The organism is Mesorhizobium sp. LNHC252B00, assembly GCF_000502955.1.
Taxonomy (GTDB): domain Bacteria; phylum Pseudomonadota; class Alphaproteobacteria; order Rhizobiales; family Rhizobiaceae; genus Mesorhizobium.
Map to the genome: position 1 here is coordinate 281,177 of NZ_AYWO01000005.1, position 24,543 is coordinate 305,719.

The 24,543-nt window shown below is 59.1% G+C and carries 22 protein-coding genes and 7 pseudogenes; 13 read left to right on the forward strand and 16 right to left on the reverse strand.

Annotated elements, in window-relative coordinates:
• Positions 1-286 precede the first annotated feature (286 nt).
• The 3 genes from X744_RS1000000173535 to X744_RS01000000169480 all read left to right on the forward strand — a co-directional run bounded on the left by X744_RS1000000173535 (position 287) and on the right by X744_RS01000000169480 (position 1,643).
• Complete coding sequence (locus X744_RS1000000173535; RefSeq protein WP_156938506.1) at positions 287-472, forward strand: hypothetical protein; 186 nt, start codon at positions 287-289, stop codon at positions 470-472.
• A gap of 53 nt (positions 473-525) precedes the next feature.
• Positions 526-1,056, forward strand: coding sequence for a DUF1003 domain-containing protein (locus tag X744_RS160140; protein WP_023758524.1), 531 nt, complete (start codon positions 526-528; stop codon positions 1,054-1,056).
• 341 nt (positions 1,057-1,397) lie between these two features.
• On the forward strand, positions 1,398-1,643 hold the full coding sequence (locus tag X744_RS01000000169480) for a hypothetical protein (protein WP_031259937.1): 246 nt from the start codon (positions 1,398-1,400) through the stop codon (positions 1,641-1,643).
• Positions 1,644-1,698: 55 nt separating this feature from the next.
• Here the strand turns inward: X744_RS01000000169480 and X744_RS1000000171810 are convergent, their stop codons facing one another.
• From X744_RS1000000171810 to X744_RS160130, 4 genes are all read right to left on the reverse strand, one after another.
• The gene (locus X744_RS1000000171810; protein ID WP_084025305.1) at positions 1,699-2,019 is read right to left on the reverse strand and encodes a KTSC domain-containing protein; all 321 of its coding nucleotides are present in this window, start codon (positions 2,017-2,019) and stop codon (positions 1,699-1,701) included.
• A gap of 580 nt (positions 2,020-2,599) precedes the next feature.
• The gene (locus tag X744_RS160135) at positions 2,600-4,138 is read right to left on the reverse strand and encodes a winged helix-turn-helix domain-containing protein (protein ID WP_023758526.1); all 1,539 of its coding nucleotides are present in this window, start codon (positions 4,136-4,138) and stop codon (positions 2,600-2,602) included.
• A 64-nt stretch (positions 4,139-4,202) separates the two neighbouring features.
• The gene (locus X744_RS1000000173540; protein ID WP_156938507.1) at positions 4,203-4,418 is read right to left on the reverse strand and encodes a hypothetical protein; all 216 of its coding nucleotides are present in this window, start codon (positions 4,416-4,418) and stop codon (positions 4,203-4,205) included.
• A complete protein-coding gene (locus tag X744_RS160130) occupies positions 4,402-5,418 on the reverse strand; it encodes a gamma-glutamylcyclotransferase (protein ID WP_245266524.1) in 1,017 nt (338 codons plus the stop codon). The genes X744_RS1000000173540 and X744_RS160130 overlap by 17 nt, the downstream gene beginning before the upstream one ends.
• A 387-nt stretch (positions 5,419-5,805) precedes the next feature.
• Between X744_RS160130 and X744_RS160125 the strand changes: the two genes are divergently transcribed.
• Together X744_RS160125 and X744_RS1000000175010 are read left to right on the forward strand one after the other, a co-directional pair.
• Complete coding sequence (locus X744_RS160125) at positions 5,806-6,291, forward strand: antitoxin Xre/MbcA/ParS toxin-binding domain-containing protein (protein WP_023758528.1); 486 nt, start codon at positions 5,806-5,808, stop codon at positions 6,289-6,291.
• A pseudogene (locus tag X744_RS1000000175010) lies at positions 6,288-6,392 on the forward strand (RES domain-containing protein); the annotation flags it as partial. The gene X744_RS160125 and the pseudogene X744_RS1000000175010, both read left to right, overlap by 4 nt.
• 1,101 nt (positions 6,393-7,493) lie before the next feature.
• On the opposite strand, the gene X744_RS160120 reads toward X744_RS1000000175010, so the two are convergent.
• Positions 7,494-7,952 (reverse strand): MucR family transcriptional regulator, encoded by a 459-nt coding sequence (locus X744_RS160120; RefSeq protein ID WP_023758530.1) that lies wholly within the window; start codon positions 7,950-7,952, stop codon positions 7,494-7,496.
• Between the two features lie 563 nt (positions 7,953-8,515).
• Positions 8,516-8,764, reverse strand: coding sequence for a hypothetical protein (locus tag X744_RS160115; RefSeq protein ID WP_156938508.1), 249 nt, complete (start codon positions 8,762-8,764; stop codon positions 8,516-8,518).
• A gap of 1,060 nt (positions 8,765-9,824) precedes the next feature.
• Here X744_RS160115 and X744_RS160105 point away from each other — a divergent pair.
• From X744_RS160105 to X744_RS1000000174405, 3 genes are all read left to right on the forward strand, one after another.
• Positions 9,825-14,288, forward strand: coding sequence for a hypothetical protein (locus tag X744_RS160105; RefSeq protein ID WP_156938509.1), 4,464 nt, complete (start codon positions 9,825-9,827; stop codon positions 14,286-14,288).
• A gap of 314 nt (positions 14,289-14,602) precedes the next feature.
• On the forward strand, positions 14,603-14,965 hold the full coding sequence (locus X744_RS1000000174400; RefSeq protein ID WP_198032202.1) for a hypothetical protein: 363 nt from the start codon (positions 14,603-14,605) through the stop codon (positions 14,963-14,965).
• Positions 14,925-15,407, forward strand: coding sequence for an SMP-30/gluconolactonase/LRE family protein (locus tag X744_RS1000000174405; protein ID WP_198032203.1), 483 nt, complete (start codon positions 14,925-14,927; stop codon positions 15,405-15,407). Before X744_RS1000000174400 ends, X744_RS1000000174405 begins: the two co-directional genes overlap by 41 nt.
• On the opposite strand, the gene X744_RS1000000175015 is transcribed toward X744_RS1000000174405, so the two are convergent.
• From X744_RS1000000175015 to X744_RS1000000175020, 5 genes and pseudogenes are all read right to left on the reverse strand, one after another.
• Positions 15,376-15,582: a hypothetical protein gene (locus tag X744_RS1000000175015; RefSeq protein ID WP_245266526.1), complete on the reverse strand. Its 207-nt coding sequence runs from the start codon at positions 15,580-15,582 to the stop codon at positions 15,376-15,378. The genes X744_RS1000000174405 and X744_RS1000000175015 overlap by 32 nt on opposite strands.
• 56 nt (positions 15,583-15,638) lie before the next feature.
• Positions 15,639-16,004 (reverse strand): hypothetical protein, encoded by a 366-nt coding sequence (locus X744_RS1000000174415; RefSeq protein ID WP_023758535.1) that lies wholly within the window; start codon positions 16,002-16,004, stop codon positions 15,639-15,641.
• Positions 16,005-16,014: 10 nt separating this feature from the next.
• Positions 16,015-16,341 (reverse strand): hypothetical protein, encoded by a 327-nt coding sequence (locus X744_RS160095; RefSeq protein WP_023758536.1) that lies wholly within the window; start codon positions 16,339-16,341, stop codon positions 16,015-16,017.
• Positions 16,342-16,378: 37 nt separating this feature from the next.
• Positions 16,379-17,257, reverse strand: coding sequence for an alpha/beta hydrolase (locus tag X744_RS160090; RefSeq protein ID WP_023758537.1), 879 nt, complete (start codon positions 17,255-17,257; stop codon positions 16,379-16,381).
• A 201-nt stretch (positions 17,258-17,458) separates the two neighbouring features.
• Positions 17,459-17,673 (reverse strand): annotated as a pseudogene (locus X744_RS1000000175020) (tyrosine-type recombinase/integrase); the annotation flags it as partial.
• A gap of 68 nt (positions 17,674-17,741) precedes the next feature.
• Between X744_RS1000000175020 and csgH the strand changes: the two are divergent.
• Positions 17,742-18,008 (forward strand): annotated as a pseudogene (csgH, locus tag X744_RS1000000175965) (curli-like amyloid fiber formation chaperone CsgH); the annotation flags it as partial.
• 27 nt (positions 18,009-18,035) lie between these two features.
• Positions 18,036-18,236, forward strand: a pseudogene (locus tag X744_RS1000000171830) (alpha/beta hydrolase); the annotation flags it as partial.
• 28 nt (positions 18,237-18,264) lie between these two features.
• Here X744_RS1000000171830 and X744_RS01000000169490 read toward each other — a convergent pair.
• Positions 18,265-18,531, reverse strand: a pseudogene (locus tag X744_RS01000000169490) (ABC transporter permease); the annotation flags it as partial.
• Positions 18,532-18,668: 137 nt separating this feature from the next.
• Positions 18,669-18,847: pseudogene (locus X744_RS1000000173550) on the reverse strand (nitrilotriacetate monooxygenase); the annotation flags it as partial.
• 183 nt (positions 18,848-19,030) lie between these two features.
• On the opposite strand from X744_RS1000000173550, the gene X744_RS160085 reads away from it, so the two are divergent.
• Complete coding sequence (locus tag X744_RS160085; protein ID WP_023758542.1) at positions 19,031-19,414, forward strand: VOC family protein; 384 nt, start codon at positions 19,031-19,033, stop codon at positions 19,412-19,414.
• On the opposite strand, the gene X744_RS1000000173555 is transcribed toward X744_RS160085, so the two are convergent.
• Positions 19,368-19,691 carry a hypothetical protein gene (locus X744_RS1000000173555; protein ID WP_156938511.1) on the reverse strand — a complete coding sequence of 108 codons (324 nt, stop codon included), beginning with the start codon at positions 19,689-19,691 and terminating at the stop codon, positions 19,368-19,370. The two genes, X744_RS160085 and X744_RS1000000173555, sit on opposite strands and share 47 nt — an antisense overlap.
• A gap of 120 nt (positions 19,692-19,811) precedes the next feature.
• Here X744_RS1000000173555 and X744_RS1000000171835 point away from each other — a divergent pair, with 120 nt between their 5' ends.
• Positions 19,812-20,036: a GMC family oxidoreductase gene (locus X744_RS1000000171835; RefSeq protein WP_084025313.1), complete on the forward strand. Its 225-nt coding sequence runs from the start codon at positions 19,812-19,814 to the stop codon at positions 20,034-20,036.
• A gap of 144 nt (positions 20,037-20,180) precedes the next feature.
• Positions 20,181-21,077: an alpha/beta hydrolase gene (locus X744_RS160080; RefSeq protein ID WP_031259950.1), complete on the forward strand. Its 897-nt coding sequence runs from the start codon at positions 20,181-20,183 to the stop codon at positions 21,075-21,077.
• Between the two features lie 548 nt (positions 21,078-21,625).
• On the opposite strand, the gene X744_RS160075 is transcribed toward X744_RS160080, so the two are convergent.
• Together X744_RS160075 and X744_RS01000000169500 are read right to left on the reverse strand one after the other, a co-directional pair.
• The gene (locus X744_RS160075) at positions 21,626-22,750 is read right to left on the reverse strand and encodes an FAD-binding oxidoreductase (RefSeq protein ID WP_023758545.1); all 1,125 of its coding nucleotides are present in this window, start codon (positions 22,748-22,750) and stop codon (positions 21,626-21,628) included.
• Positions 22,751-22,843: 93 nt separating this feature from the next.
• Positions 22,844-24,461, reverse strand: a pseudogene (locus X744_RS01000000169500) (amino acid ABC transporter permease/ATP-binding protein).
• Between the last annotated feature and the right edge of the window lie 82 nt (positions 24,462-24,543).

Here is a 24,543-nt window from a genome sequence, read left to right on the forward strand (position 1 = left end):
CGGTATCGAGCAATATCTCGTGCTTGGACATTCCTGGGGAGCTCGGGCAGCCCTCGTGCCGGCCCGCAGGCATGCTCCACCCTGGCCGTGGTGCTGCTCTCCGGCTATCCGGCTCCGCGGCTCGATCTTGCGCTAGCCGCACTCCCGGCCCTACCGGTAATCGGCACCGCTCTCCGTCACACCTGCTGCCGCTGCTTGTGAGGCTGGCCTGGCCTTGGGCGAAATGTTGGCCGCAGGCCTGTTGTCGAAGGCTAGCTAGAAGAATATCGCCGAGCCGACCGGCATCGTGGCCGGATCTGGGGACCGGCTGTTCGACCCGGAAGCGGATGCACCACGCCTGCATGGAGAGATCAGTGGGTTTCTCCTTGAGATCGTTTCGGGCTTCGGCCACAGGGTTCGTAAGGGCGCCGCGGGCGGTGTTCGCGATGGTGGCAAGTTGCAGGGCTCGTCGCCACAGCTCGAGACCGCCTGACCAGTCGAGGGGGGAGACGAGCGCCGCTTTCACAAAAATGGCATTCAAAAAACATGAGTGATCAACGTCCCGCCGACATGCAGTCCGTCCTTCGCCAGAACATACAGACTCTGGTCGACCACAGACGACAACAGGAGGAGAACCAAGGCGTTCAGGTGCGAGTTGCTGGCGCCGTTTCGCGCTTCGCGGGAAGCATGCCTTTTGTCTATTTGCATCTCGCAATTCTTGTAGCCTGGATTCTCGCGAACCTTGGCGCGATACCATCCATCCCAGCTTGGGACCCCACTTTTGTGATCCTGGCCATGGTCGCCTCCGTCGAGGCAATCTTCTTGTCCACTTTCGTGCTGATCAATCAGAACAGAATGGCTGAACACAGCGAGCACCGAGCGGAACTGGACTTGCAGATCAGCCTTCTCAACGAGCATGAAACCACGCGACTGATCGAGATGATGGCTGCTTTGACGGCGCGTCTGAACGTCTCGACCCCCGCCGACAACGAGCTGCCGCAACTGGCAGAGAATATCGATCCCCAACATGTGATGAACCAAATTCAGCAAGCTTCTGGAGATCAGGGCGAAGGTTGAGCAAAACGAGGTCGCCGCCGGGAAGTGATCCAGCCAGAGCATAGATGCGACGCCCATTGGCTACAGTTCCGGACGACTGGGCTTCAGGCCCACCATCCTCTCTCCTTTGTACCATTCACGTACGATTTCGCGCAACCAAGTCAGTTTGCAGCATTAATAAGAAAAGCACCGCAGAAAGCCCATGTTGCACCACGGCATACCTCGGGAATTTGAGATCGGTGACGAGGTCGCGCTGACCAGTACGGTGATCACGATTCTCCCCAGCGGACGCGCTAGAGTAAGCATTTCTCACGGTTCTGTGGCCGATCCTCAATGGCCTGCTACGCTACTCAGGCTTTGATGTGCTGCCACCCCTTGTCGCCTACATGCCGGGCCGCGTCGGCGACGATGGCCGCAAGGCCCACCTGGAGGCCTACCGAAAGAGGCTCGAAGAAATCAACGACACGCCGCGATTATTCTTCCACGCCGCCGATGACTACGGCAAGGACGAACGGCTGAAGCCTAGTGTGCTCGCACTCTCAGGCGTGCAGCGCAACGTTGATGCCGCCCGCCCGCTGGAAGGCCTTGTTTGTCGTCGACAGCTATAGATCACCAGTAAGACCGCATCGATGATCGAACGTCCGGTAAATGGGTCCCTCACCTTTATCCAGCCGCGGAGCATCGCGGGGGCTGCTTCGCGCTGCCGGTGAGGTCGACAAAACGAAGAGCCAGAGGAGATTTGAAGCCCGCGAGAGCGGAAACAGCAAACCTCATCAAGGATCGTCGTCTTGGTCGGCCTGACGATACCGGAAGTGATTGCGGGTGATCGTTAAAGTAGCGACCCTTGGCGAAAGCGGCTCGAAATGCAGCAAAGGCGGGCGGCACGTCCTCGAACTCGTAGCGTTTGCCGCTGGCCACAAACCATACAGACAGGATTCTGCTGTTCGGATCATGTTCCGTTTTGCATATCGAGGTAGAAGGCATGAGCAGACTTTACACAATCCGCCCGCGTCACTAGTGGATGACGCGGGCCAATCAGACTCGCGGCTCAGCGGCTGATCAACAACCTTTCGTCGTCTTTTTCATCTGCCCTGGAGCAGCGGTCTTGGCGGCGGTATCCTGTTGCCCCGGAGCGGCCTGCTTTGCGCTGCCGGTCTGTTGACCGGGGGCGCAGGGCCTCGCCGAGTTCGGATTGGTCCCGCCGGTGATGGTCGAGTCAGTTCTCTGTTGGTCATTGGTGCTCGGCATCGTTGTGGTGGTAGTCGTCGTGGACGATCCACTGGTGCTCGACTGAGCAAAGGCAAGGCCGGTTGACAAAGCCACCATGGCTAATGCGAAAAGAAGCCGTTCATCTCATGGTCTCCTGTCCGAAAAAACTGCCGTTCAATTATCAAACAGCGAAATGAGAGCACGGTTCCTCCGGTGGAAAACAATCTGTCTGGCTAAATACGTTGCGAAAGCCTCTTCGGTAGGTGGACGCCGACGATCCTCGCCCGCAACTTCGGGGTCATGCAGCGCGTCTCGCAGGCCGAGAAGCAAGCAGCGCACCGGCCTCGAACCTGAACTATCCAGCTGTCTCGCTAGCGCCCCAACCTGCAAGTTCGAGACCGGACCTTACTCGTTCCCGATCCTCGACACGCTCGAAGCGAAGATCCGCGACGATCGCCTGCACGGTCAAGCCAGGCTCCAGCTGCCGTCCTTCCACTGCGCACCGCTGGGCCCTGTCGACGTCCCCCTCCAGGGCATAGCACGCGGCAAGCCGAGCCCAATACCATCCGCTCTTGCGCGGCAGGCACGAAAACGCGGCCACCGCTTCCGGATAGCGACCAAGGACAAACAGCGCCTCGCCCCTGTCGAAATAATACCATGCCGGGTGCATCGGATTGAGATGAATGGCCTGATCGAGCAGCGCCAGGCCGGTCTCGCCATGGCCCCGAATGGCTTCGAAAAAGCCGGTCTGGGCCAAGGTGTCAGCATCGTAGGGATTGAGCTCAAGCGCGCGGGCGAAATGCTGTGCTGCGGCGTCGAAGTCCGACTGATAGAGCAGGATCAGTGCGAGGATGCGATGGCATCGAGCCTCATCGGGACTGAGGGCCGTGGCATGGAGAGCCCGGTCGCGCGCTTGGTCCAGCACCGATCGGGATGCGGAGCTGTAACCTCCTATGATCGTATCGGCCAGAGCGAGGTAGGCGTGGGCGAGCCCCGAATCCGGATCGCTTTCGAGCGCCTTCAGCAGATGGTCGCGGGCCTCGTGGTTGACCCGCTCGCCATAACTGCGCAGCAGCGCAATGCCGCGCAAGATGTGAACATAAGCCGTGATGTTGGCAGCAGGTGCGGGGGAAATGCGCCGCATAGCCGCGCTCTCGATGTTGGCGACGAGCGCGCTGGCAATCCGTTGCGCCACCGTTCTTTGGAAAGCGAAAATCTCGCTGACCTCAAATGAAAAAGCGTGCGCCCACACCCTCCGGCCGGAGGCCGTCTCGGACAGCACCACGCGCGCACTGTAACCACCGGGATTGCTTTCGACGGTGCCCTCCGCGACATAGTCGGCGCCGAGACGCTCGGCGGTCGCCCAGATGTCCTGAACAGAGTGTTCGGCGAGTGCGAAAGCCGAATGGCGCGCCAGCACCGCAATTGTCTTGAAGTAGGACAGTGCATTGGTGATCTCCTCGACCGCCCCGTCAAAGAGTGGCTTTGCCGTCGCATCGTCAACGTTGATTTGAAACGGCAGGATAGCCACCATCGGTTCGGGCGTTCGTCCGGTTACGACGGCGGCAGTGGCCGGCGCCAGCGAAACGGGCGCGAAGTCGTCGGCAGGCTGAAATATGTAGCCGCGTCGAGGAACGGTGCGGACCAAGGACTGCATCTCGTCGCCTATACACTTGCGCACGTCACGGATGCACTGGGTGAGAGAATCCTCGGTCACGATGGTATGGGGCCAGACCGCTTGGAACAGTTCGTCCTTGCTCAGCACACGGGCGGGGTTGCGCACCAGGAAGGTAAGCAAGTCGAAAGTCTTTGGCCTGACCGGCACGATCTCGCCGTCGCGCCGCAACGTGCCGCGCTCGAGATCGAGAACAGCGCTGCCGATCTGTTGTGCCAAGCCTTTGCACCATCGCCGCGCCTAAATGCGCCACGACCATCGGAGCGGCAGAAGTCGCTAAAGGTCAAGTCCGAAAGACGCCGGAAAAGCGTTTCCAAAGCCCACGCCTTCCTTTGCCAGCGACTATGATTATGTCATGGGGCATCAGTCCATCGAGATAGTGCAGCATCTGCACCGTTTCGCCGCCACAAAGATCAATGTTGCCCGTCGACAGGATACGGTGCACCGCCTCCCTTGCGATTTCCGAGGGGGGAAATGGTCCATTAACCTTCGCATGCATGATCAATCTCCGACGTTGAGGGTGGCAAGGTCGCGCTCGATTGCAGCGATGCCAGGTAGGTTGCGACCTTGCCCTGCAGCCGCCATAAGGTTGCGTCGCGGATGTTGCGCGCTTCGAGCTGAAGGACGGTGTTGCGAAGATAGTCGGCGCAACTCCCGACATGGCCGGCGGCGAGCGACAGGATCTCTACGGTGGTTTGCTCGGGCAGCGCTGGCGCATAGCCGGGGCCACTGCGATCAGCGACGAAGGCGATGGCCCGCAAATTGCCGCCTGCGGTTCGAACCGAGACCCATCGCGGAATGTTGGTCGGCGGGTTTGCCGACATCTCCCGACGCAGCAATCGGTCGATGGCCGCGTCGATGTCATGGTCGGCTAGGCGGTAGATGACGCCGCGGCAGCTGCCACCACGGTCGAGCGCAAGCATCAGACCCGGCCGCTCGCGCGTGCCGCGCCAGCGGGTTAGCCACAGCGAAAACCGCCGGTGCCAGCCGTCGACGGTCGCCGGCCGTTCCTCCAGGGTGTCGAAGCAGGGGTTCCACAGAAGCGAGCCATAGGCGAACACCCACACGTCGCGCGGGCGGCCCGCAAGCAGCCGCCGGCGGATGTCAAGGTAGTCGTGATCCTCCAGGCTGCGCTGCCCCGGCGCCGGGCCGGCGTCGTCGATTTTGCGATCGATCTTAGCGACGAGGTCTTCGGTAAGGGCGATTTTCATGACCATTCTCAGGTTGGTGTCCCGCAAGCATCGCAGCGGCAGGGCCCCGCGTCCTGAACGGGTGCTGATATTGTGCTGAAATCGAATGTGGATGGCGCCCGCAACGATGATGTTGCGCCTATTTTGGAAAGCGTTGCTTGAGCTCGACTCGGGTGCCGTGAATCGGCTTGTGTCGACGTTGCGATCCGCATGTGCCGGTTGGGCCGGCAGTTTCAGGATCAGCGGCATCTCGAAGGTAGCGGGAAGCGGCAAGACGATTTCCTTGCCTTCGCTATCGGGGTCGCGCATGCCAGCCGATCGATGATGAAGATTGACGGCCAGCGATGATGATGGCTCCGTCTCGCCAGGCGCGACTGTGACTGAAAGCATGCGGATTATGTCATCTTCGTAAAGCACCTGGTGGTTGTCCGCCGCGGTCCAATTCCGCCGTCCTGTGGCGGGGCGGAGCCTGCATAGGCGATTGTACGGAAGCTTGTTTGGGGTGTTCGATCAAGCCCGCCGCTAAATCACCCTGTGCATTTGAGAATGCTGCAACGCGCAATGTGAATGCAACATCCCCAGCCAGTCCAAATTTATTCATAGGGGATTGAGGCGGGCCAATCCGAGTGTCGCACGCACTTGAAATCTCGAACGTCACTATCATGTTTGATGCGACAGATGACACAGGAGGTGCATATGGCGACTACGGCGGATAAGGTCGTTACTGAAGCGAGAGGCGGTGGTCTCCAAAGGGTGGAGGCATTGCTCGGCGGGTCTCTTATATTGTCGCGTCGATTGACCAGTGCCCTTGACGCGCATGATCTGCTGCTACTCGGTCTGCCGGGCTCGGCGCTAAACCACCTCGTCGGACAACTGGTCTTCATCAACAAGAAAACATCGCTCGAAAAGGCGGTTGGCATGAGCCTGCGAACCTGGCAGCGACGCAAAGACGCTCCATCCAAGCCTCTTAGCCAGGAGCAGAGCGGACGGACTTGGAAATTCGCAGAGATCCTGGCGAAGGCGACGGATGTCCTCGGCACGCAGGCGGAAGCCGAACAATGGTTGGAGCGTCCGGCGATCGGTCTCGACCAGCGCCGTCCGATCGATCTGCTGGGCACTCCCGCCGGCGTGGAACTGGTCGAAGATTATCTCGAGCGGCTTGAATACGGCGTCTATGCATGACGGCTCTGCCGATAGCGCTCGGAGGAACGGAACTCATTGCGTGGCGACTCGACCAGGCCGTCTATGCCGCGACACGGAATAGTGGCGAAGGTGCGTTTCAGGAAGCTTTTGCCCTCGACACAAGGCTGCATCCCCTGGTCAGCAAATAACATCGGGGTGGGCGCGACCTTGCCTGGTTTTCGCCGGACAAGTTGGTGAAGCGGCGCGTCTCGCGATCGGTGGTATGCACCCCATGAGATACGATGGGTTCGGAAACTGGCCTCAACGGGAGTAACTGTTGGAATAATCGCGAGTGGGCAGCTTAGGTGAGCTTTGCGTTTCTCCCAGACGACGCCCCGGAACGGTAGTTCGGCGACATCAGCTCTACCAGCGGATCACCCCCAAAAATGCTGAATTTAAAGACTGATTTCTCAGGGTGCCATTCTATTTGCAATTTGCCGTCAGTTTAGCTGATCGCAGCGACGATCCAGCGTCGAGGCCGCCAGCGACTTTAGCCCGCTGATATCCAAGTCGACCGTCCAGTTGGCTCAGCTGAGAATGGCACCCGCTAGTAGTACCGTGATGAGAATTGACAACGGAACGGCTAGAAGACCGCACATCTCAAGGGTTTTGGTGTTTAGCTCCATCTTCGTCGCCTCGCGTCGTTGGCGATGTCATTTTGACGCTAACGGGAAGTCATTGGAAGTGGTTCCGCGCGAGGCAGTCAGAGCTGCAGTCCCTGCTTGCATATTAGCAACACCTTGACGACCCTGGCTGGCTGGAAGCCCCATCGGCGTGCGTTTCCGCTGTCCGCTGCCCTACGGCGAAGATCACGGAGCTATGATTGGGATCATGTCGGGTCTTTGGCTGCTCAGATTGCAAAGCCGGCGGCCGCGATCTCCGAACCGGCTCGCCGACATTGTGCAATCTGATGGCGCCCTTGGGAAAATGACAAGATGAACAATTAGTCCCGGCGGCCGAAACCTGTCCTATCTGTCAGGCGAATTCGGCGACAACAAACCTCCAGTCAAAACACCGTGGGAACGCAAATCCCATGTCCATTTTTGGCTTATGCGCCGGTCAGTCGCGGGTTGCCGGCCATCAGCTCGGTCGCCTTTCGTGCTCGGTGCTCATGCCCTTTCAATGCGCCCGAGGCAAGACGCGCGCAAGTCCGCCGCGCCTCAAGGCATAGCTGAGTCTTAACGGCGTCAGGTGGCGGCGGACTACGCTTTGGCTTTCCGCTTCGCAGCTGCCTTCTTGGCTGGTGCGGCGGGTTCAGACTTGCGGCCAAGCCCGATGGATTTCGCAAGTTGCGAGCGCTGAGCTGCGTAATTCGGAGCCGTCATCGGATAGTCGTGCGGCAAGTTCCATTTAGCGCGATAGGCGTCAGGCGTCAGGCCGAAATCCGTGCTGAGGTGCCGTTTCAGGGATTTGAACTTCTTGCCGTCCTCGAGGCAGATAATGAAGTCCGGCGTCACCGACTTCTTTGGATTAACCGCAGGAGTTTGCGGCTCGACGGCAGGCGCGACCGCCGTGCCAAGTCCGGCCAACGAAGCATGAACCGATGCTATCACATCCGGCAAGCCGGTCACCGGCAACGGGTTGTTGCTGACATATGCTGAGACAATGTCGGCGGTTAACTCAGCTAGTTCGGCAGCGCTGTTATCAGTTTGGTTGGTCATCGGTTGGTCCTTTTGTCTGATTTATCCGCTCTTTATTGGTTGATGATCAATGACGCAACCGAGTGCGCCCGCTTCAACCGCTGAAATAACAACTGGGCGAAACGCCTATTGATACCAACCAGATGCAAGCTGGCATATGCAGCTTAATGAAACCCTCAAGGCAAAATGGGCATGCTGAACCACAGCGAAGACCTTAAGCATCTTCTCGGCACCCGCATGCGGTGACGCCGGATGATCCGGCAACACAACTTCTGCGCAAATGGATAGTTAACATTGTATTTCCCGGGTCGAGCGGCGAGAATGGACAGTCGGTCTCGGCCGATCGACGCCGGTTCCAGCTTTCTAAACTTATAAGCATATTAGCACGAAGCAAGTAAACCTTCCGGAGCAGCGCACGGCTTCACAAACCACCCTGAACGGTCCATTTCGCCTGTATGTCCTGCTTGTTGCAATCCCCATGCTTTGTATCCTGCTAACCTAGCTCAGGGGCGACAATCTGAGGCTGAGGCCATGGTCATCCGGTGGATGTCGACCACGCAAACGGGTGGATGAGATGAGATTGATCAAGTCATTTGCATTTGCTGCTGTGCTGCTTCTTTCGTCTGCATTATCTGCGAACGCACAGTCGGCTCGCCACGGCCATCGACACGGGTGAGATTCTTCATTCCGGCTTTGATCGCGCGCTCACAGAATTCTTCCACGCCCTTGCCGTTTCCGCTGTTGAAGGCGGCGTCCATGAATTTTGTCAGCGCCGCTAAGAGGGCGCCGCCTTTGCTCGGCATATCGAGCGTAAATGGGCGACGACGGGACATGGCGCCTGCATCGGGACATCTGGAATTTAGGTCGGCCCAATAGAATCCTCGCCAGACGCCGACCTTTGAGGGAGCTGATGACCAGGCGGTGCGAGATGGGGGCGAAGACAGAAAAGCGGCCCAGCAAGCCCCAAGGCTGGACCTCGACGGATCGTGTGGGGCATTAGTGGTCGCGAGAGGCCGGCGCAATCTTGCATTTAAGTGTAGTGCGACACGGCCTTCCAAAGCCGGTCGTGATTGCCCGCGGCGAAGTCTAGGAGGGCGTCGCGGACGAAGGTGGTTCGGCTGGCTTGTTCGTGGCTGTGTCCGGGGCGTTGCTCGCCGACGATGCCGTACATCTCGGTGCCGTATCTGGGGCACCCGCGACAGGGTCAACGGTGAGCAGGTGGGCATTGCCAGCCGCCGCGGCGTGCGCGGGTAGAGTGAAGAAGCAGTCAGTGAGGAGCGCCCGCGGACCTCGACCGGAGCGCGTCCGTTCATGTCGCAGGCCGCGACGATGCTCCGGGCACGGCTTCGGAGGATGCACGACTTCACTACGAGTTCGTCAACTCAGTCGTCGATGCTGCCGGGTTTGAACTTCTCAGTCGCGTTGATGACCCACCAGCCTCTTCGCCATTTAATTAGCTGGAACTGAAATAACCGCAACCGGGAAGGCGAGGTCTCCTGAAACAAAGCGCTTTCAGGCCACACTGGAATCGGCACCACGAGCCTTTCGACGTCCGCCTTACGCCTACTGTCGGCGCGGGCTGTGCAAAGGTGGTACATTAGCAACTCTATTGGCGTTTGACACCGTTCTAGCGCGGGAGCCTAGTGCCGTGTAATAAGGGAGGATACTGCGACCAACGAACCGCGTGACCCGCTGGTATTTTGCTCACCGGCACATTCTTGGTCCAGTAATTGCTCGATTACAAACTGCGGCGGTCACTTGCCTCGATTTGGCAAGGAAGCGAGCATTTGTCGTCCTGCGCTCAGAACATCTGGAAGTCCGTCGCTTCATCCTCCGTGACAATCGCTGGTCAGACTCCTAGCCACCAGTGATCTTGAGGATAGGGGATCCGCCATGGCTAACATTACCGGAACGTTTCTGAGCGAGAGGATCAATCCGCTTGGAACATATTACTGGGATGGAGCTAGCTGGGTTTTCTTGAATTCCAATGGCACAACCATCGGGGCGGACACTGTTCATGCCGGGATCGGAAATGACGAGGTCGATGGCGCCAAAGGCAATGACAGCCTATTCGGCGAGGCGGGAAACGATCTGCTGATCGGCGGTTCCGGCAATGACCTGATTGACGGCGGAGCCGATGACGACATCCTCTATGGAGGAACACAGACGGCAAACGCGACGGGCTCCGGTACTGACGATCTGCGTGGCGGGCTTGGCAACGACGTCATCCATGCCGGCGACGGGAACGACACGTTGGGTGGCAACGACGGTAATGACAAGCTGTTTGGCGAAGCCGGGAATGACGACCTCAACGGCGGTGCCGGCGCCGATATTCTGGTCGGTGGAGCGGGCGCCGACAAGCTGGCTGGCGGTGCCGGGGGCGATCTTTATGTCTTGGATTTGGTAAGTGATTCACAGGCCACGGCGGCCGGCGCTTTCAACAGCAAAACGGGCGACGTCATCAATGGTTTCACATCTGCGGCTGAGATGGCGACGGCTTCCTTGCAAGACAAAATCGACCTGCGTGGCCTAGTCACTCAAATCGGACATACCCTCACTTGGAGCGGCGCGGCCGCATCCAACTACAGCGTCTGGTCCTCCGTCTCTGGAGGCAGCACCTTCGTCAACGTCGATACGACGGGCGACCATATTGCAGATGTGGTCGTCAAGATATCCACAATGGAGACATTGACTGCCAGTGACATTATTACCGAAATTGCCGATGCTACGGCCCCAACGGTGTCATCGACTGCTTACGGCACGCCCGGCGGATCGCTAAATGCTGGCGATACGGTGACGCTTGCAGTGACCTTCTCGGAACCTGTTGTCGTTGCAGGCGGGACACCGACGCTGACCCTGAACAGCGGTGGCACAGCAACCTATCTGAGTGGCTCGGGCAGCTCGACACTGACCTTCTCATACACGGTTACCGCCGGTCAGAATACATCCGATCTCGCTATCACGTCGCTCATTCTCAATTCTGCAACTATCACAGATGCAACGGGCAACATCGCCAACATCTCTGGCGCTGCGTCCAATCCATCGGGGATTCTGACCGTTGATACAGTGGCGCCTTCCGCACCAACAGTGGCGCTGGCCACCGACAGTGGCGCCTCGAACAATGATGGCATTAGTAAAGTCGGCGCACTGAGTGTCGGCGGCAGCGAAACAGGTTCCCTGATAGAATACTCTACCAACGGGGGCACCATCTGGAGCTCGTCGTTTACTGCGGTTGAAGGCGCGAACTCGGTTTTGGTGCGCCAGACCGATGTGGCCGGCAACGTCTCCAGCAGTACCAGCTTCAGCTTCACGTTCGATACGAACGATCCGGCGGCGCCCAATGTGGCGCTGGCGACGGACTCCGGCTCTTCCGGCAACGACCTGCTCACCAATGACGGCACATTGAGTGTTGCCAGCGAGGTCGGCGCCCATGTCGAATACTCCACCAACGGGGGCACCAGCTGGAGCTCGTCGTTTACTGCGGTTGAAGGCTCGAACTCGGTTTTGGTGCGCCAGACCGACATGGCCGGCAACGTCTCTGCTGAGACGGATTTCAACTTCGTTTTGGACCCACAGGCTCCCTCCGCTCCCGGCGTGGCGCTCATCGTGGACTCAGGCGCCTCGAATACCGATCACATCACGAACAATGGCGCGTTGAATGTGACGGGTATTGAGATCGGTGCCACGGTCGAATACTCCCTCGATGGTGGCGCCCACTGGCAGAGCACGTTCGCACCTCAATTTGGTCCGAATGCGTTTGCGGTCCGACAGACGGATGCTGCTGGCAACTCGTCGACCGCAACTGATTTTGTCTTCTCACTCGTTCAGGAGGGATATGCCGTCGATGGTTACATATCAGGAGCCACGGTCTTTGCCGACGCAGACGGCAATGGTCAACTCGACGTCGGTGAGTATTCTGCAGTCACCGACGACTTCGGGCACTTTGTTCTACAAGGAGGATCGGGAAATCTTGTCGTTATTGGCGGAACAGACACCTCGACGAATAACGCCCTGATTGGAACGCTGACTGCACCATCGGGATCGGCGGTTGTCAGCCCGCTGACAACTTTGGTCACACTTCTGGTCGATGATCCGGCTTCAAACCTGGATGTTGCAGGCGCCGAAGCGATGGTGCTTGTCGCTTTAGGCCTCGCGCCGGATATCGATCTCCTGACACTCGATCCCATCACGGCGGCTTTCCAGAATGATGCCGATACTTTCCTTGCCGGCATTTCTATCCTGAACACGGTCAGCATGATGGCGGCTGCGATTGCCGGCGCCGGCGGAGATCAGGATGCCGCCGCAACCAGTGTGTTTTCGGCTCTTACAAGCCAGATATTGGGTCTTGGCGCAGGCGAAGCTCTTGACCTGACCAATTCATCGACAATCGGTGTGATCGCTGAAGCTGCTGCATCAGGTGCTCTGGATGCCGATCTCCTCCAGGCACTCCAAGAGGTCGTGGTTGCCAGCAATCAAACATTGGCGGATGACGCCGCGACCGCATCAACGCCAGCGCAATTGGTCGCGGACGCCACGGCGATAGCTTTCGTTGCCCAGGGCAGCGCTTCTAATGCCTTGGCCGCCGCGGCAGATGACCCCGGCCAAATCGATGCCGTCGTCAATTCATATTCTGGCAGTGGGCTTGATGCCGCGGTGATTTCGGCGCTGAACCAGATCGGCAACATTGCGCCCGCCGTGCAGGCCCATGCCACCCTTACGGAGGGAACCGACAATCTCGGACCATCGATCCTCAATACGACGGTTATTTCAGCGGCGCCGGATCTAAACCCCACCGACAGCATCGACCTTGGGGGTGGTTATGATGTTCTGGCGCTGTTTGGGGNTGGCGGCGAGGGCGACGATACCCTCATCGCCAGTGGCTTGACACTCTCCGCCGATCAGAGGGCGGCGATCTTTCTGAACAGTTCTGTCGAGACGATTATGGATGGAAGCGGGACCTATGTGGCGCCCCTGCAGCTGACTGCCGGCGCCGATACGCTGGCCTTCGATTCCAGCGACCTGACGAACAGCACACTGAATGCTACGGCGCCGGATCTAAACCCCACCGACAGCATCGACCTTGGGGGTGGTTATGATGTTCTGGCGCTGTTTGGGGGTGGCAGCTTCGACCTGAATGGACCCTCGGTTCTGGCGGGCGTCGATGCGGTGCGGCTGACCTATGTGAATGGTTCCGGCCCCACCGCGCTCACCTTGCGCGACGGCATGGACATTTCGGTGAGTGTCAGCGGTTCCGGCAACGAGACGTCGATCTATCTGTCTTCGGGCAATGTGTCGCTCGACCTGGACGGCATCCATGGCGGCTTTTATCATTTGTCGAGCGGCACTGCGATCATTGATGGAGCGGATGGCGGCGCCGACGATTCATCGTATTATTTCTCGACCGGCGAGGCCACCATCTCCGACGCCAACGCCGCCTTCAACCGCTATTATCTGTCGAGCGGGACTGCGACAATCCATGCGGGAGGAGTGTTCAATTCAAATGACGACGGCGGCTACAATTACTATTATCTTGCCGATGGTACCTATGCCCTGCACGGGGCCGATGCCAACCAGGATATTTTTGTCCTCAACAACGCCGCCCAGCTTCAGACGACCAGCCTGATCGATGGTGGCACGGGCAGCTACAATGATCAGGGTGGTTCCACCTATCCGCTAAAAGACACCGTCGTATTTAACGGCTCCTTCGACCTCACGGTTCCGTTTTCGACGGTGATCTCCAATATCGAAGCCTATTCGATCGGCGGCACGCTCAAGGTCGAGCAGGCGAACCTGGCGGGCATCAACTCCATCTATGGCGGTACGCTCACCACGGAGGAAGCCGCGCTCGATCTGTCGGGAATGACTGTCAGTTCCCGGATCGAGAGCAGCAATGCCGACGGCACTATCTTCACCGTGACCGACGCCTTCACGGTCTCCCATGTCTATGGCGGCGAGGGCGACGATACCCTCATCGCCAGTGGCTTGACACTCTCCGCCGATCAGAGGGACAGTATTTTTTTATCGAGCTCAGTCGAAGCCATCCGGGACAATAACGGACTCTACGGCAACGATCAGTCGAACGTTCTCCATGCTATCGCCAACGACACCATAACTGGCCAAGGAGGTAGCGACACGTTCGTATTCTCGGCTGGTTTCGTAAGCGCGGTGATCACAGACTTCACGCCAGGAACCGACATAATTCGGATCCCCGATGAGCTTTTCGCCACATCTCAGATCTTGGATTTTGCGACGCAACACAATGCGGATGTGGTCTTCGACACACTCACGGGAGATACCCTCAGACTCTACAACGTCAACCTCGCTAGTCTCAGCGCAGGCGACTTTGATTTGGTATGATTTGCAACCGGCGTCTACTTCGCGGCGGACTCGTGAAGATCCGAGAGGTCGCAAAGTACGAATATGCCATTGATTTTGTTTGGCTGGGGTTCTTGGAAGCTTTTCGAATCTTCTGCCTTGCGCCTCCAGCGGAATTGAGCGCGCTTCTGAAGGAGATTGGAAGGTCCAACCACGCAACCACGCGGTGGGACAAACTTGAACATTCGAGACGCTCGCGCACAGCGGGGGTTGCAGTCGCGAGACCGCTACATTGTGAGACCCGCTATTGAGGGAGCGCTCAGCTGGAACCTAGCTGTTCATCGGAAGGAACCGAAATGACAAGATTTCTGGTTGCCGACGCCGCAGACAACTTCCCATTTTGGCCCAATCTCCTGCTCATGAAAGCATTCGGCTGCACCTGCGCATTTCTCGCCCTTCTGTCGCTCACAACAGGTCCCACCGTCGCAGCGGATTCCTCCGTCGTCGCGCCTGGTGCGAAGTTGGAAAAATTGGGCGAAGGTTATGGATTCACCGAAGGTCCGGCAGCGGATATTGATGGCAACGTCTTCTTCACCGATGACCCCAACAATCGGATCGTTAAGTGGAGCGCGGCAGACGGGAAATTCTCCGACTGGCTCAAGCCAGCGGGACGCGCGAATGGAACTTGTCGGCAATCTCATCGCCGTCGCCCCCGATAAGGGCGAACTATGGTCCATTGCGCCCGACAAGAAGGTTACGGTGCTGGTGACGAACTTCGACGGCAAGGTGTTCAACGGCCCGAATGACTTGTGGATTCGTCCGGACGGCGGCATCTATTTTACCGACCCTGATTTCGATTCATATCACGATCGCAACACGCGGGTGGACGGCCAAGACGTCTACTTCGTCACGCCCGACCGCAAGACCGTTACGCGTGTCACGACCGACCTGAAGAAGCCCAACGGCATCATTGGCACGCCCGACGGCAAGTTGCTTTACGTGGCGGACTACGGCGCGAGTAGGACCTATGCCTACGATATCCAGCCCAATGGCGGGCTCACGAACAAACGCGTCTTCTGCAAACTCGGTTCTGACGGCATGACCATTGACTCTAACGGCAACGTCTATCTCACCCCAGATTGGTGTGGCTGTATTCGATAAAATGGGAAAGAGGATCGAACAAATCGATGTGCCCGAGACGACGACAAATGTGACCTTTGGTGGCAAAGATAACGACCTGCTCTTTATCACTGCGACCGGAAGTGTTTACGGTCTCAAGATGAAGGTGAAGGGGGCGGCTTGATTGAACCTCATCGGCGGAAAGAATCACGTCCATCTATACACCACGCGCCGAATCCGACATCGAAGCATGCTCTTTTCGTTCGTTGTTCATCAAGAACCGGGAGCGCACGCTAGGAACTTGGCAGCAATCGGCCTTGTTGTGACGCTGCGCGGCGGACACGCCGACGTCACAGCTACTGCCACGCCATTTTTCGAGAACTTGACGCACCCAACTAGATACGCGGGATTGGTCAATCTGATGCTCAGAAGCGCCGAAACGATGATGCGGCCGTATCGGCCCTCCGCGAAAGCGGACCGGAGGTCCCGCACGACGATCAAAAGGATCGCCGCCGTGAGCAGGTAGCGCAATCCAGCCAACAAGAACGGCGGCGCGCCCGCATCGAGCCCGAACTTGATCGCGGCCCAAGTCAGGCCCCAGATCAACGACATGACCCCGAACCGCACGAGATTGCGCATGCCGCCCCGATCAACGCAGGTTCTGGTCGTCGATCAAGATGCGATGGACTTCGATGCGCTCGGGCAGTTCGATCAGCAACTCCGCATCACGGTCGAGATGATGCACTTCGGTCGGCCGGCGCTTGGTGAAGGCAAACATCGCCTCGAAGTCCGGCCAATAGGAGATGGTGGTGAACCAGGACTCGTCGTCCCGGTCCTCGCGGAGAAGCTGGACGCCGAGCGCCACTCTCTGAAGCGGCGGAATACCCTCTGCCCGCATGTAGAGCTCGTAGATGTCCGCGATGTCGCGACGAGTGCGGCCGCGCCAGATACGCGCAATGGTCGGCTTCGTGGCCATGACGGTCTCCTTGTTGAAGTGTCGTTCGCTCCGGAGATTAGCGCAGCATGCGCGAGAGAAAGTTGCGGACGAGGGGCAGGGCTTCGTCAAAATGCGTCTCCAGCAGCCAGTGCCCGGCATCCCTAAGGAGATGCAGTTCGGCATTCGGCAGGTCACGGTAATAGGCGCGAGCCGATTCTTCCGGCATATAGCCGTCCTGCGGCCCCCAGATGATCAGTGTCTCAGGCTGGTTCTCACGCAAATAGGATTGGTAGCGCGGGAACCATTCGAGGTTTTGTTCAAGCTTTTCCATGAGCCCCACCGACACGGCCCGACGTACCGGCGTATCCATCAGTGGCCAATGAAGCTTCCAAAGGTCTGGCGGAAGGCGGCTGGCGATCTCCCCCGAAACCTCCCCGACGAACTCGTTGCGAAATCCTTCTTCGCTCACCGCCTCTTCAAGCGGACGATGGTTCTCGTCCGTCTTGTCTGCCCACCATGCCTTGATCGTCGCATATTTGGGACCAAGCACGTCCTCGTAGATGTCGCCGTTCTGGATAATGAGCGCCGCGATCCCGTCTGGATGCGCGATGGCGTGCCGAAGGCTGATCTGCGATCCATAATCATGGAGCCAGAGGGCGTAGCGCTCTAGTCCGAGCACATCGGTCACGTCAGTGAGCACGTCGGCATAAGCATCGAAATCATACCCGAACCCGGCCGGTTCCGGCGTATCGCTGTATCCAAAGCCTGGCCAATCGAAGGCGACGGTGCGCCAGCGGTCGGACAAAGCGGGCATAAGCCGTCGAAACTGGAAGGAGGAGCACGGATAGCCGTGTGGTAGTAGCACGGCCGGAGCATCCTCACGGCCAGCCTCGCGGACAAAGAGGTCTCGATCGCCAACCCTAACGTGACGATGTCGCGTTGCTTCACGTTGCATAGCCATCTCCTCAGTTAGAATCATCTAAATGCGCTTAGATGGGTCCTGTTCCAAAGAGATTGGTGCTTGGCTTGTTGCAGACCACGTCGAGAAAATGGTGGTTCCGCGAACTTCCGCTCCCTCCAAAAACGCAGGTCTTATCAACGACTGACGCCATCGAAGCGGCGTGATCGTACAGTAGTGATCGATCGGATGTGACGTTCATAGCCGTTCGAGATTGCGGTCCTTGCCGATCAGCCAAGCTGCTCGGTTATGAAGCATTTCCGGCTTAAGATGCCATCGCAGCAACATCTTCCAATCCTCGTGCCCCGCGACCAGCGCTATTTGTTCAATGTGAACCCAGCTTCGAAAAGGCGGCTGGTCCCTTCGTGGCGCAAATCATGGAAATGAAGGTCATGGACATTCAGTTCTGCGCACCGAAGCATCCCGGCCGTGCGGTAGGGCGCTTGCCTCCGTGTTAATCTCGGCCGGCGCGCTGGCGGCCATGGCCACCGCTGTCCCTCGGGCCGGTGCGCTGCAAGATCCGGCTACGCAGGAAGGCGGCATGGTCTCGCTGGAGGCGCTCGCCCATGCCGACAAAAGCGTGAGGGGCACCTATTCCTTCCATGTTGAAAGTGCCGCTCGCACCGGCGACACCAACATCGAGCAGGACGGCGCCTTCAGCACAGCGCCCGGCAAGCCAGCTACGCTCAGCGCTGTCACGCTCGACGCGAAGGGCGGCGTCTATGACGCCAGGCTCGAGCTGACGGTCAATAGCAAGAGGGAGGACCTCGACACGGTCTCGCCCCGGCCCCTGCTGTTCATCGCCGGCGACCAGGCTCATTCCCGGGAATTCAGCGAGCTGGCGTTCTCCAAGGCCGCCGAGCCGAAGGAACTACACTGAGTCAAGGGCGCGGGTCACGTCGACCTGTATGACCGTGTGAACCTCATCCCGTTTGACAAGCTGAACTCATTTTTAGATCAGCACCTCAGCCCCTGAACCAGCGCAAGCTCTTGCGAGGCGATTGCTGCAGGATTGGGTCGAGCGCGGTCTCGACCGCGCGCACCTGGCCCATGAACAGACCGAGCGGAATGGCGACCGCGACGGCTGCTGCGAAGGCAATGCCGGCACGTTGCAGGATGATGGCGATGTCGCCGAGCAAGGCGCCGCCAGCGAGCCCTTTCCACAGAGCGGCAGCGATCATGCCGATGGGCGGCAGCACAGCGGCATTCACCGACCCGGCGCTGCTCGCCACCTGCCACAGCACCGGAAATCCGACGAGAACGCCATGGCGACAGGAAGCGGCCCGCGGTCAAATTGCCGAGGCGCAGCAAATCGACACCGATGTTGGTCCGGTCTCTGTGCATGCCGATGACGGCCGGCTGTTCGACGTTCTGCAAAAGTCATCGTCTTGCCCTTCGCTTCTGAGGATTATTCGGCGGCCAGCACGGTCGAGCGTGCTGATGTCCACGGGTTTTCGGGACGTCGGAGGCAAGGTTCTCGCGCGGCGTCCGCCCTTCGTAAGCGGTGCGGAACAGGCCGCGGCGCTGCAGCTCCGGAATCACCAAATCGACAAAATCGTCGAGCGCGCCCGGCAGCAAGACTGGCGGCTGACGAGGGCGGCCGACATTGGCGGATTTGATTGCCGTCCGGCGGCGACTTAATGTCGCCGATTGCGCGCAGATGAAAATCCGTATGGAGGAGGCGAGCCTTCGCGGACGGAGACATCAACAAGCTGCCACATACCCGATTTGACCTTGGCCCCAAATCCCAGCTTGACTAGAGTTAGCAGCATGCTGAACGCCATTCACCATGTCGCGCTCATCTGCACCGACTACGACCGGTCGCGACGGTTCTATGTCGAACTCCTCGGCCTCGATCTGATCCGGGAAGTCTATCGGGAGGAGCGGCAGTCATGGAAGGCGGATCTGCGGATCGGATCGGTCCAACTGGAATTGTTCTCCTTCCCCGCACCAGCGATGCGGTCGTCCCATCCAGAGGCGACAGGCCTGAGACATCTGGCATTTGCCGTGGCGAATCTTGATCCCGTAATTAAGCGGCTGGAAGCCGCAGGCGTTGCCGTTGAGCCAATCCGGATCGATCCGTATACAGACCAACGGTTTACCTTTTTCAGGGACCCAGATGGATTGCCGCTGGAGCTTTACGAAGCTCCATAAGGAAACGATTTGCCCCATTCGCGACCACGTCGTCGAAGGTGGGGACGCCACTGCCTTTTGAGAACGGCACGTTACAGGAAAGGCACTTGGCTCCTCGAACGACGGTCTCTTGCTGGGTGTGGCCGTCCTGGCCGATGAACCCTACAGCAGATCTGGTCGAGGTCAGGAGGGACACGGTTTCGGGATCTGTCTGGAACTGATCGGCGTCAAAAGCCGCGGCGCGGTCCACACCAAAAGTCCGCGTATTGACGTCTTTCCAGAGTTCCATTTCAATCATCTGCAGGCCCTCGGGACATAATGCATTCCGCGAAGCTGTAAGGGGTGTCCGCAATATCGTATTCCGATCGCCATTCAGTGACCTGCGCGCCGATGAGATTTCTCCCGGCCAAAGTATAGAGTGCTGCCACGACGTCGAGGTTTGATAACGGATACGGTCGGCGTCAGCTATCATCTGGTCGGATCCTGCAAAATGGGGCCAGCCGCAGATCCAGGGGTGGGTCCGGACATGAGGGTCCGCGACGCCGATCGGCTTCGCATCGTCGATGCCTCGATCATGCCCGTTATCGTATCAGGCAATACGCATGCCGCCGTCATAGCGATCGCCGAACGAGCGCCGAGCTGATCAAGAACGCCAACAGTTGAATATGCCACGCGCAAAGCAGCCGTTAGACACGCAGAATGACATGCATCGATACGCAGCTGGACGGCAATTCCTATCCGCAGGTTCACAATCTTCCCGCGGCACAAGAAAGTAGAGACTGAGCCCTTGTCTGACCAACCGCCACTTTTCAAAAATTTTTCGGTTCACACCGTCAAGGTCGGCTCTATCAACATCAATTGCCGTGTGGGCGGTGAAGGACCGCCCTTGCTGCTTCTCCATGGCTGCCCTCAAACCCATGTCATGTGGCACAAACTGGCGCCAGAGCTCGCCAAGACATACACTGTGGTGGCCAGCGATCTGCGCGGTTATGGCGACAGCAGCAAGCCCCAGGGATTGCCCGATCATGCCAATTACGCTTTCCGCGAGATGGCATCCGACCAGCTGGCGGTCATGAAATCCTTCGGGTTCGACCGCTTCTACGCGATCGGACATGACCGTGGCGCGCGGGTGCTGCACCGCATGGCGCTGGATCATCCCCAAGCGCTGGAAAAGGTCTGCCTGCTCGACATCTTGCCGACAGGGTTTCTCTACGCGCAGACCGACAAGAATTTCGCCTCGCGCTATTGGGAATGGTTCTTCTTCATCCAGGAAAGTGACTTCCCCGAGACCCTGCTGGCCGCCAATCCTCTAGCGTTCCTTCGTTATGAGATTGGGGATCTCGTGGACGCCGGCTCCATCACACAGCCTGCGTGGCAGGAATATCTGCGCGTCCTGTCGCACAAGGACGCCATGCATGGCATGTGCGAGGATTATCGGGCGGGCGTTAGCATCGACTTGCAACAGGACGAAGCGGATTCGGGAAAGCGCATCGAGTGCCCGCTCCTAGTGCTGTGGGCTACGCAAAACCCGATATGGTTGCAATTCGACATGCTCGACGTTTGGCGTGGCTTCGCTCGCAACGTTCAGGGCGCCGCGATGCCATCCGGCCACTACATGGCCGAGGAAATTCCTGAAAAAGTTCTCAACAAGGTCCTGCCCTTTCTGGGCGAACGGCGACCGTAGCGCCGCCTCGAGTCGGAACACCACGTCTATCGGCATCCCGTCCGCAATACGCAAAGCGGTCGCGACAGCGCCTAAGGCGCACAGTTAACAGCGACACGCCGCGTGACGTACGCCTCGCGCAGTAACACTCTTGTCGTGAAAGCAACAATCGAGATCATCAGGCAGGCGAGCGTAGTTGCGCGGTTACGGCATGCTGTGCTCGGCAGAACGGTCAATGTCGAGCCCTAGTACGGCCGCTGCTTGTTGAAGCAGTCGATGAAGTCGTCGAACCTGGCATCGTAAACGGAAATGACTTGGAGGCGTTGCGCGGCGCGTTCAACCGCGCGCGTACCAGCGCAGGCGGGCGCCCGAGCGCCATCGTCTGCAACACGCGCATGTGCAAGGGCGTGCCATTCCTCGAAACGCGAGATTACCTTTCATCCGTGTCGAGCCGAACGAATGGCGCCTGGCGATGGAAGCATTGGATGCGGGGAGAGCGTTGTGATTCATAAATCCGCCACCCGGATGATCGCCGATCCGGCGAAGCCGCGGCTACTTTGCATAGATCTTCAAGAAAATCGAGCCGGCCGAAAGTTTGCAAGGAGTGAGTGCTCTCTCCCGGTTGCGATCTCGTCGGCAAGCAGCTCGCCGGCGATCAGGCCAAGCGTTGCGCCGCTGTGGCTGAAGGCGACGTAGTAGCCCTCGATGTCCTTCAATTGGCCAAATACCGGCTCGCCGTCCGCGGGAATTGGCTTGGGGCCGACACCATAGCTTTCCAGATCCAGTTTCGGATGGCCCGCGAGAACCTTCGAGGCTTCGTTGAGAAGCCCCTGAACAGTGGAATCCAGCACGCCATACGCGCCATCAGAATTGACGACCACCTCTTCTTCCGACCAGGCGGAATCGAGCACGAAAGCTCCGTCCGGCGTCGGTCGGATGGCGACGCGTGGCGTGTTGAGCACCGCCCGAAGCGGCAAGTGGATCGGCTTGGTCCTGACCAGCAGCGCAATCGGCGTCCCGTCGGCGATATGTTGGCCGGACTGTGCAACCATGCCCGGCACATCACCGCCGGTGGCCAGCAGCACCGCATCGGCGGTAAAGCAGATGCCGCTTGTCGTGGTGACGCCAGTGGCGCGGCCGTTGACGACCGTGACCGCGGCGCTTCCGGCATCGGTGACAAGCTGGCCGCCACGCGCCACGAACTCCGCAATTAATATCTCGATCAGCGACGGCAGATCGACCCAGCCTTCACCTGGGTTGAAGATCGCGCCCTGAGGCGTGACCGCGCTGGCATCTATGCCCGGGGTGACCGACGCTATCGCATCTGGGGACAGATGCCGCGCGTCATAGCCGAGGTCTTTCTCATGGGCCAAGACATCGGCGATCTCGTTCGAGGCGTCGTCCGCATCCCATGTCAGGCCGCCGTCAAAACGCAGCCAGGTGGCATCCGGATATCTCGCGGACAGCGTCCGGTAGCGGTCGATGCCAATCATGCGCAGCCGATGATACTCAGCCGACCGCTTGCGCGCGGAATTGAGCCAGGCGAGCGAGCGGCCGGAAGCTCCCTTGGCGAGCGGTCCATCATTGACCAGGACGGTTTCGATGCCGAGCCTTGCAAGATGAACGGCCGAGGAGACACCGAAAATACCGCCCCCGACAACAACCACCTTTGAGACCGAATGCGATGTAGCCATGAGATATTTCTTTCACTGTATGGAGTTTGGACTGGGCGGCCGCGACGAAGGCACTTTGGGTTTCGATGTGCCTCAGGGCCTGCGATGGTGCGATCAAAGCACTTCGGCAAGGAAATGTTTCAGACGCACACTTTTGGGATTATCGAAGATCGCAGCAGGCGTGCCGGCCTCGATGACGCGGCCTTCATCCATGAAGACGACCTGATCGGCGACCTTGCGGGCAAAGCCCATTTCGTGGGTAACGACCACCATTGTCATGCCGCGCCGGCCGAGATCCGCCATCAGGTTGAGTACGCCCTTCACCAGTTCGGGATCGAGAGCGCTTGTCACCTCATCGAACAGAATAACCTCCGGGTTCATTGCAAGCGCACGCGCGATTGCCACACGCTGCTGCTGGCCACCGGAAAGGCTGCCGGGACGATGGTGTTTGCGAGCGGCAAGGCCGACATCGGCAAGGCGTGCCTCGGCGATGCGCTCGGCCTCCTGCGGCGGAATGCCCTTGACCTTNAGCGGCAAGGCCGACATCGGCAAGGCGTGCCTCGGCGATGCGCTCGGCCTCCTGCGGCGGAATGCCCTTGACCTTGGTCAGCGACAGCATGACGTTTTCTAGGGCTGTGTGGTCGGGGAACAGGTTGAACTGCTGGAACACCATGCCGACACGCCGGCGCAGCTTTTCAGGCTTCATCGCCAGGATGCTGGCGTCATCGAGCAGCACGTCGCCGCCCTTGGGCTCGACCAGGCGGTTGAGGCAGCGCAACAGGGTCGACTTGCCCGAACCTGACGGACCGATGACGCATGTGACCGTGCCCGGTTTGACCGTCAGGCTGACGCTCTTGAGTACATCGAGATCGCCATAGGCCATGTCGAGATTGCTGATGGCGAGACTGCCGCCCTTGAACCGGGGAAGCGCCAAACTGCCTTCAGTGCTGGTCCCCGAATGAGGACTGCTGATTGCGCTTTCCAGTTCGCTCACCTCGGCGAGGCCGCTGGTGACGATGCCGGCCTTCTGTTTGCCTACTCGCAGCGAGTTGTCGATGTAATTGACGAGATGGGTCAACGGCACGGTGATGACGAGATAGAACACGCCAGCCAGAAGCAATGGCGAGAGGTTTCCGGTGACCACCGCCTGGTCCTGACCGACACGGAAAATCTCGCGCTCCGACGCGAGTAGTCCAAGGAAATAGACAAGGCTCGAATCCTTGACGTTGCCGATGAACTGGTTGACCAGAGCCGGCAGGACGCGGCGAATGCCTTGCGGAATCACGATCAGACGCATGCCCTGCCCATAGCTCATGCTGAGCGCCCTGCAGGCTTCCATTTGCCCGCGCTCGACGCTCTGGATGCCTGAGCGGAAGATTTCGCCCATGTAGGCCCCAGCAATCAGGCTGAGGGCGAGAATGCCGAGCGGATAGGGGGAAGGCCCGAAGATTTCGCGGCCGATGCGAGCGAAGCCCTGGCCGATCAGCAGAATAGTGACGATCGCCGGAAGGCCACGGAAGATATCGGTGTAGACGCGCGCCGGAATGCGCAGCCAGCGCGATTGCGAGATGCCCATGATCGCAAGGACCATGCCGAGAACGACACCGAGTACCGTGGACGCCGCGGCGAGGATCAAGGTGTTCTTCAGTCCGATGGTGATCATGCTCGGCAGCACGTCGGCCATGGCTTGCCAGTCGAGGAAACTGCGACGCAGGTTTTCAAGCCAGTCCATTCGGTCCCCTTTTTATTGCACTATTTGCGTCACCATGAACTCAGGCGCGAGCGCGCGTCCGCCGGCCGTCACAGCCGGCGGC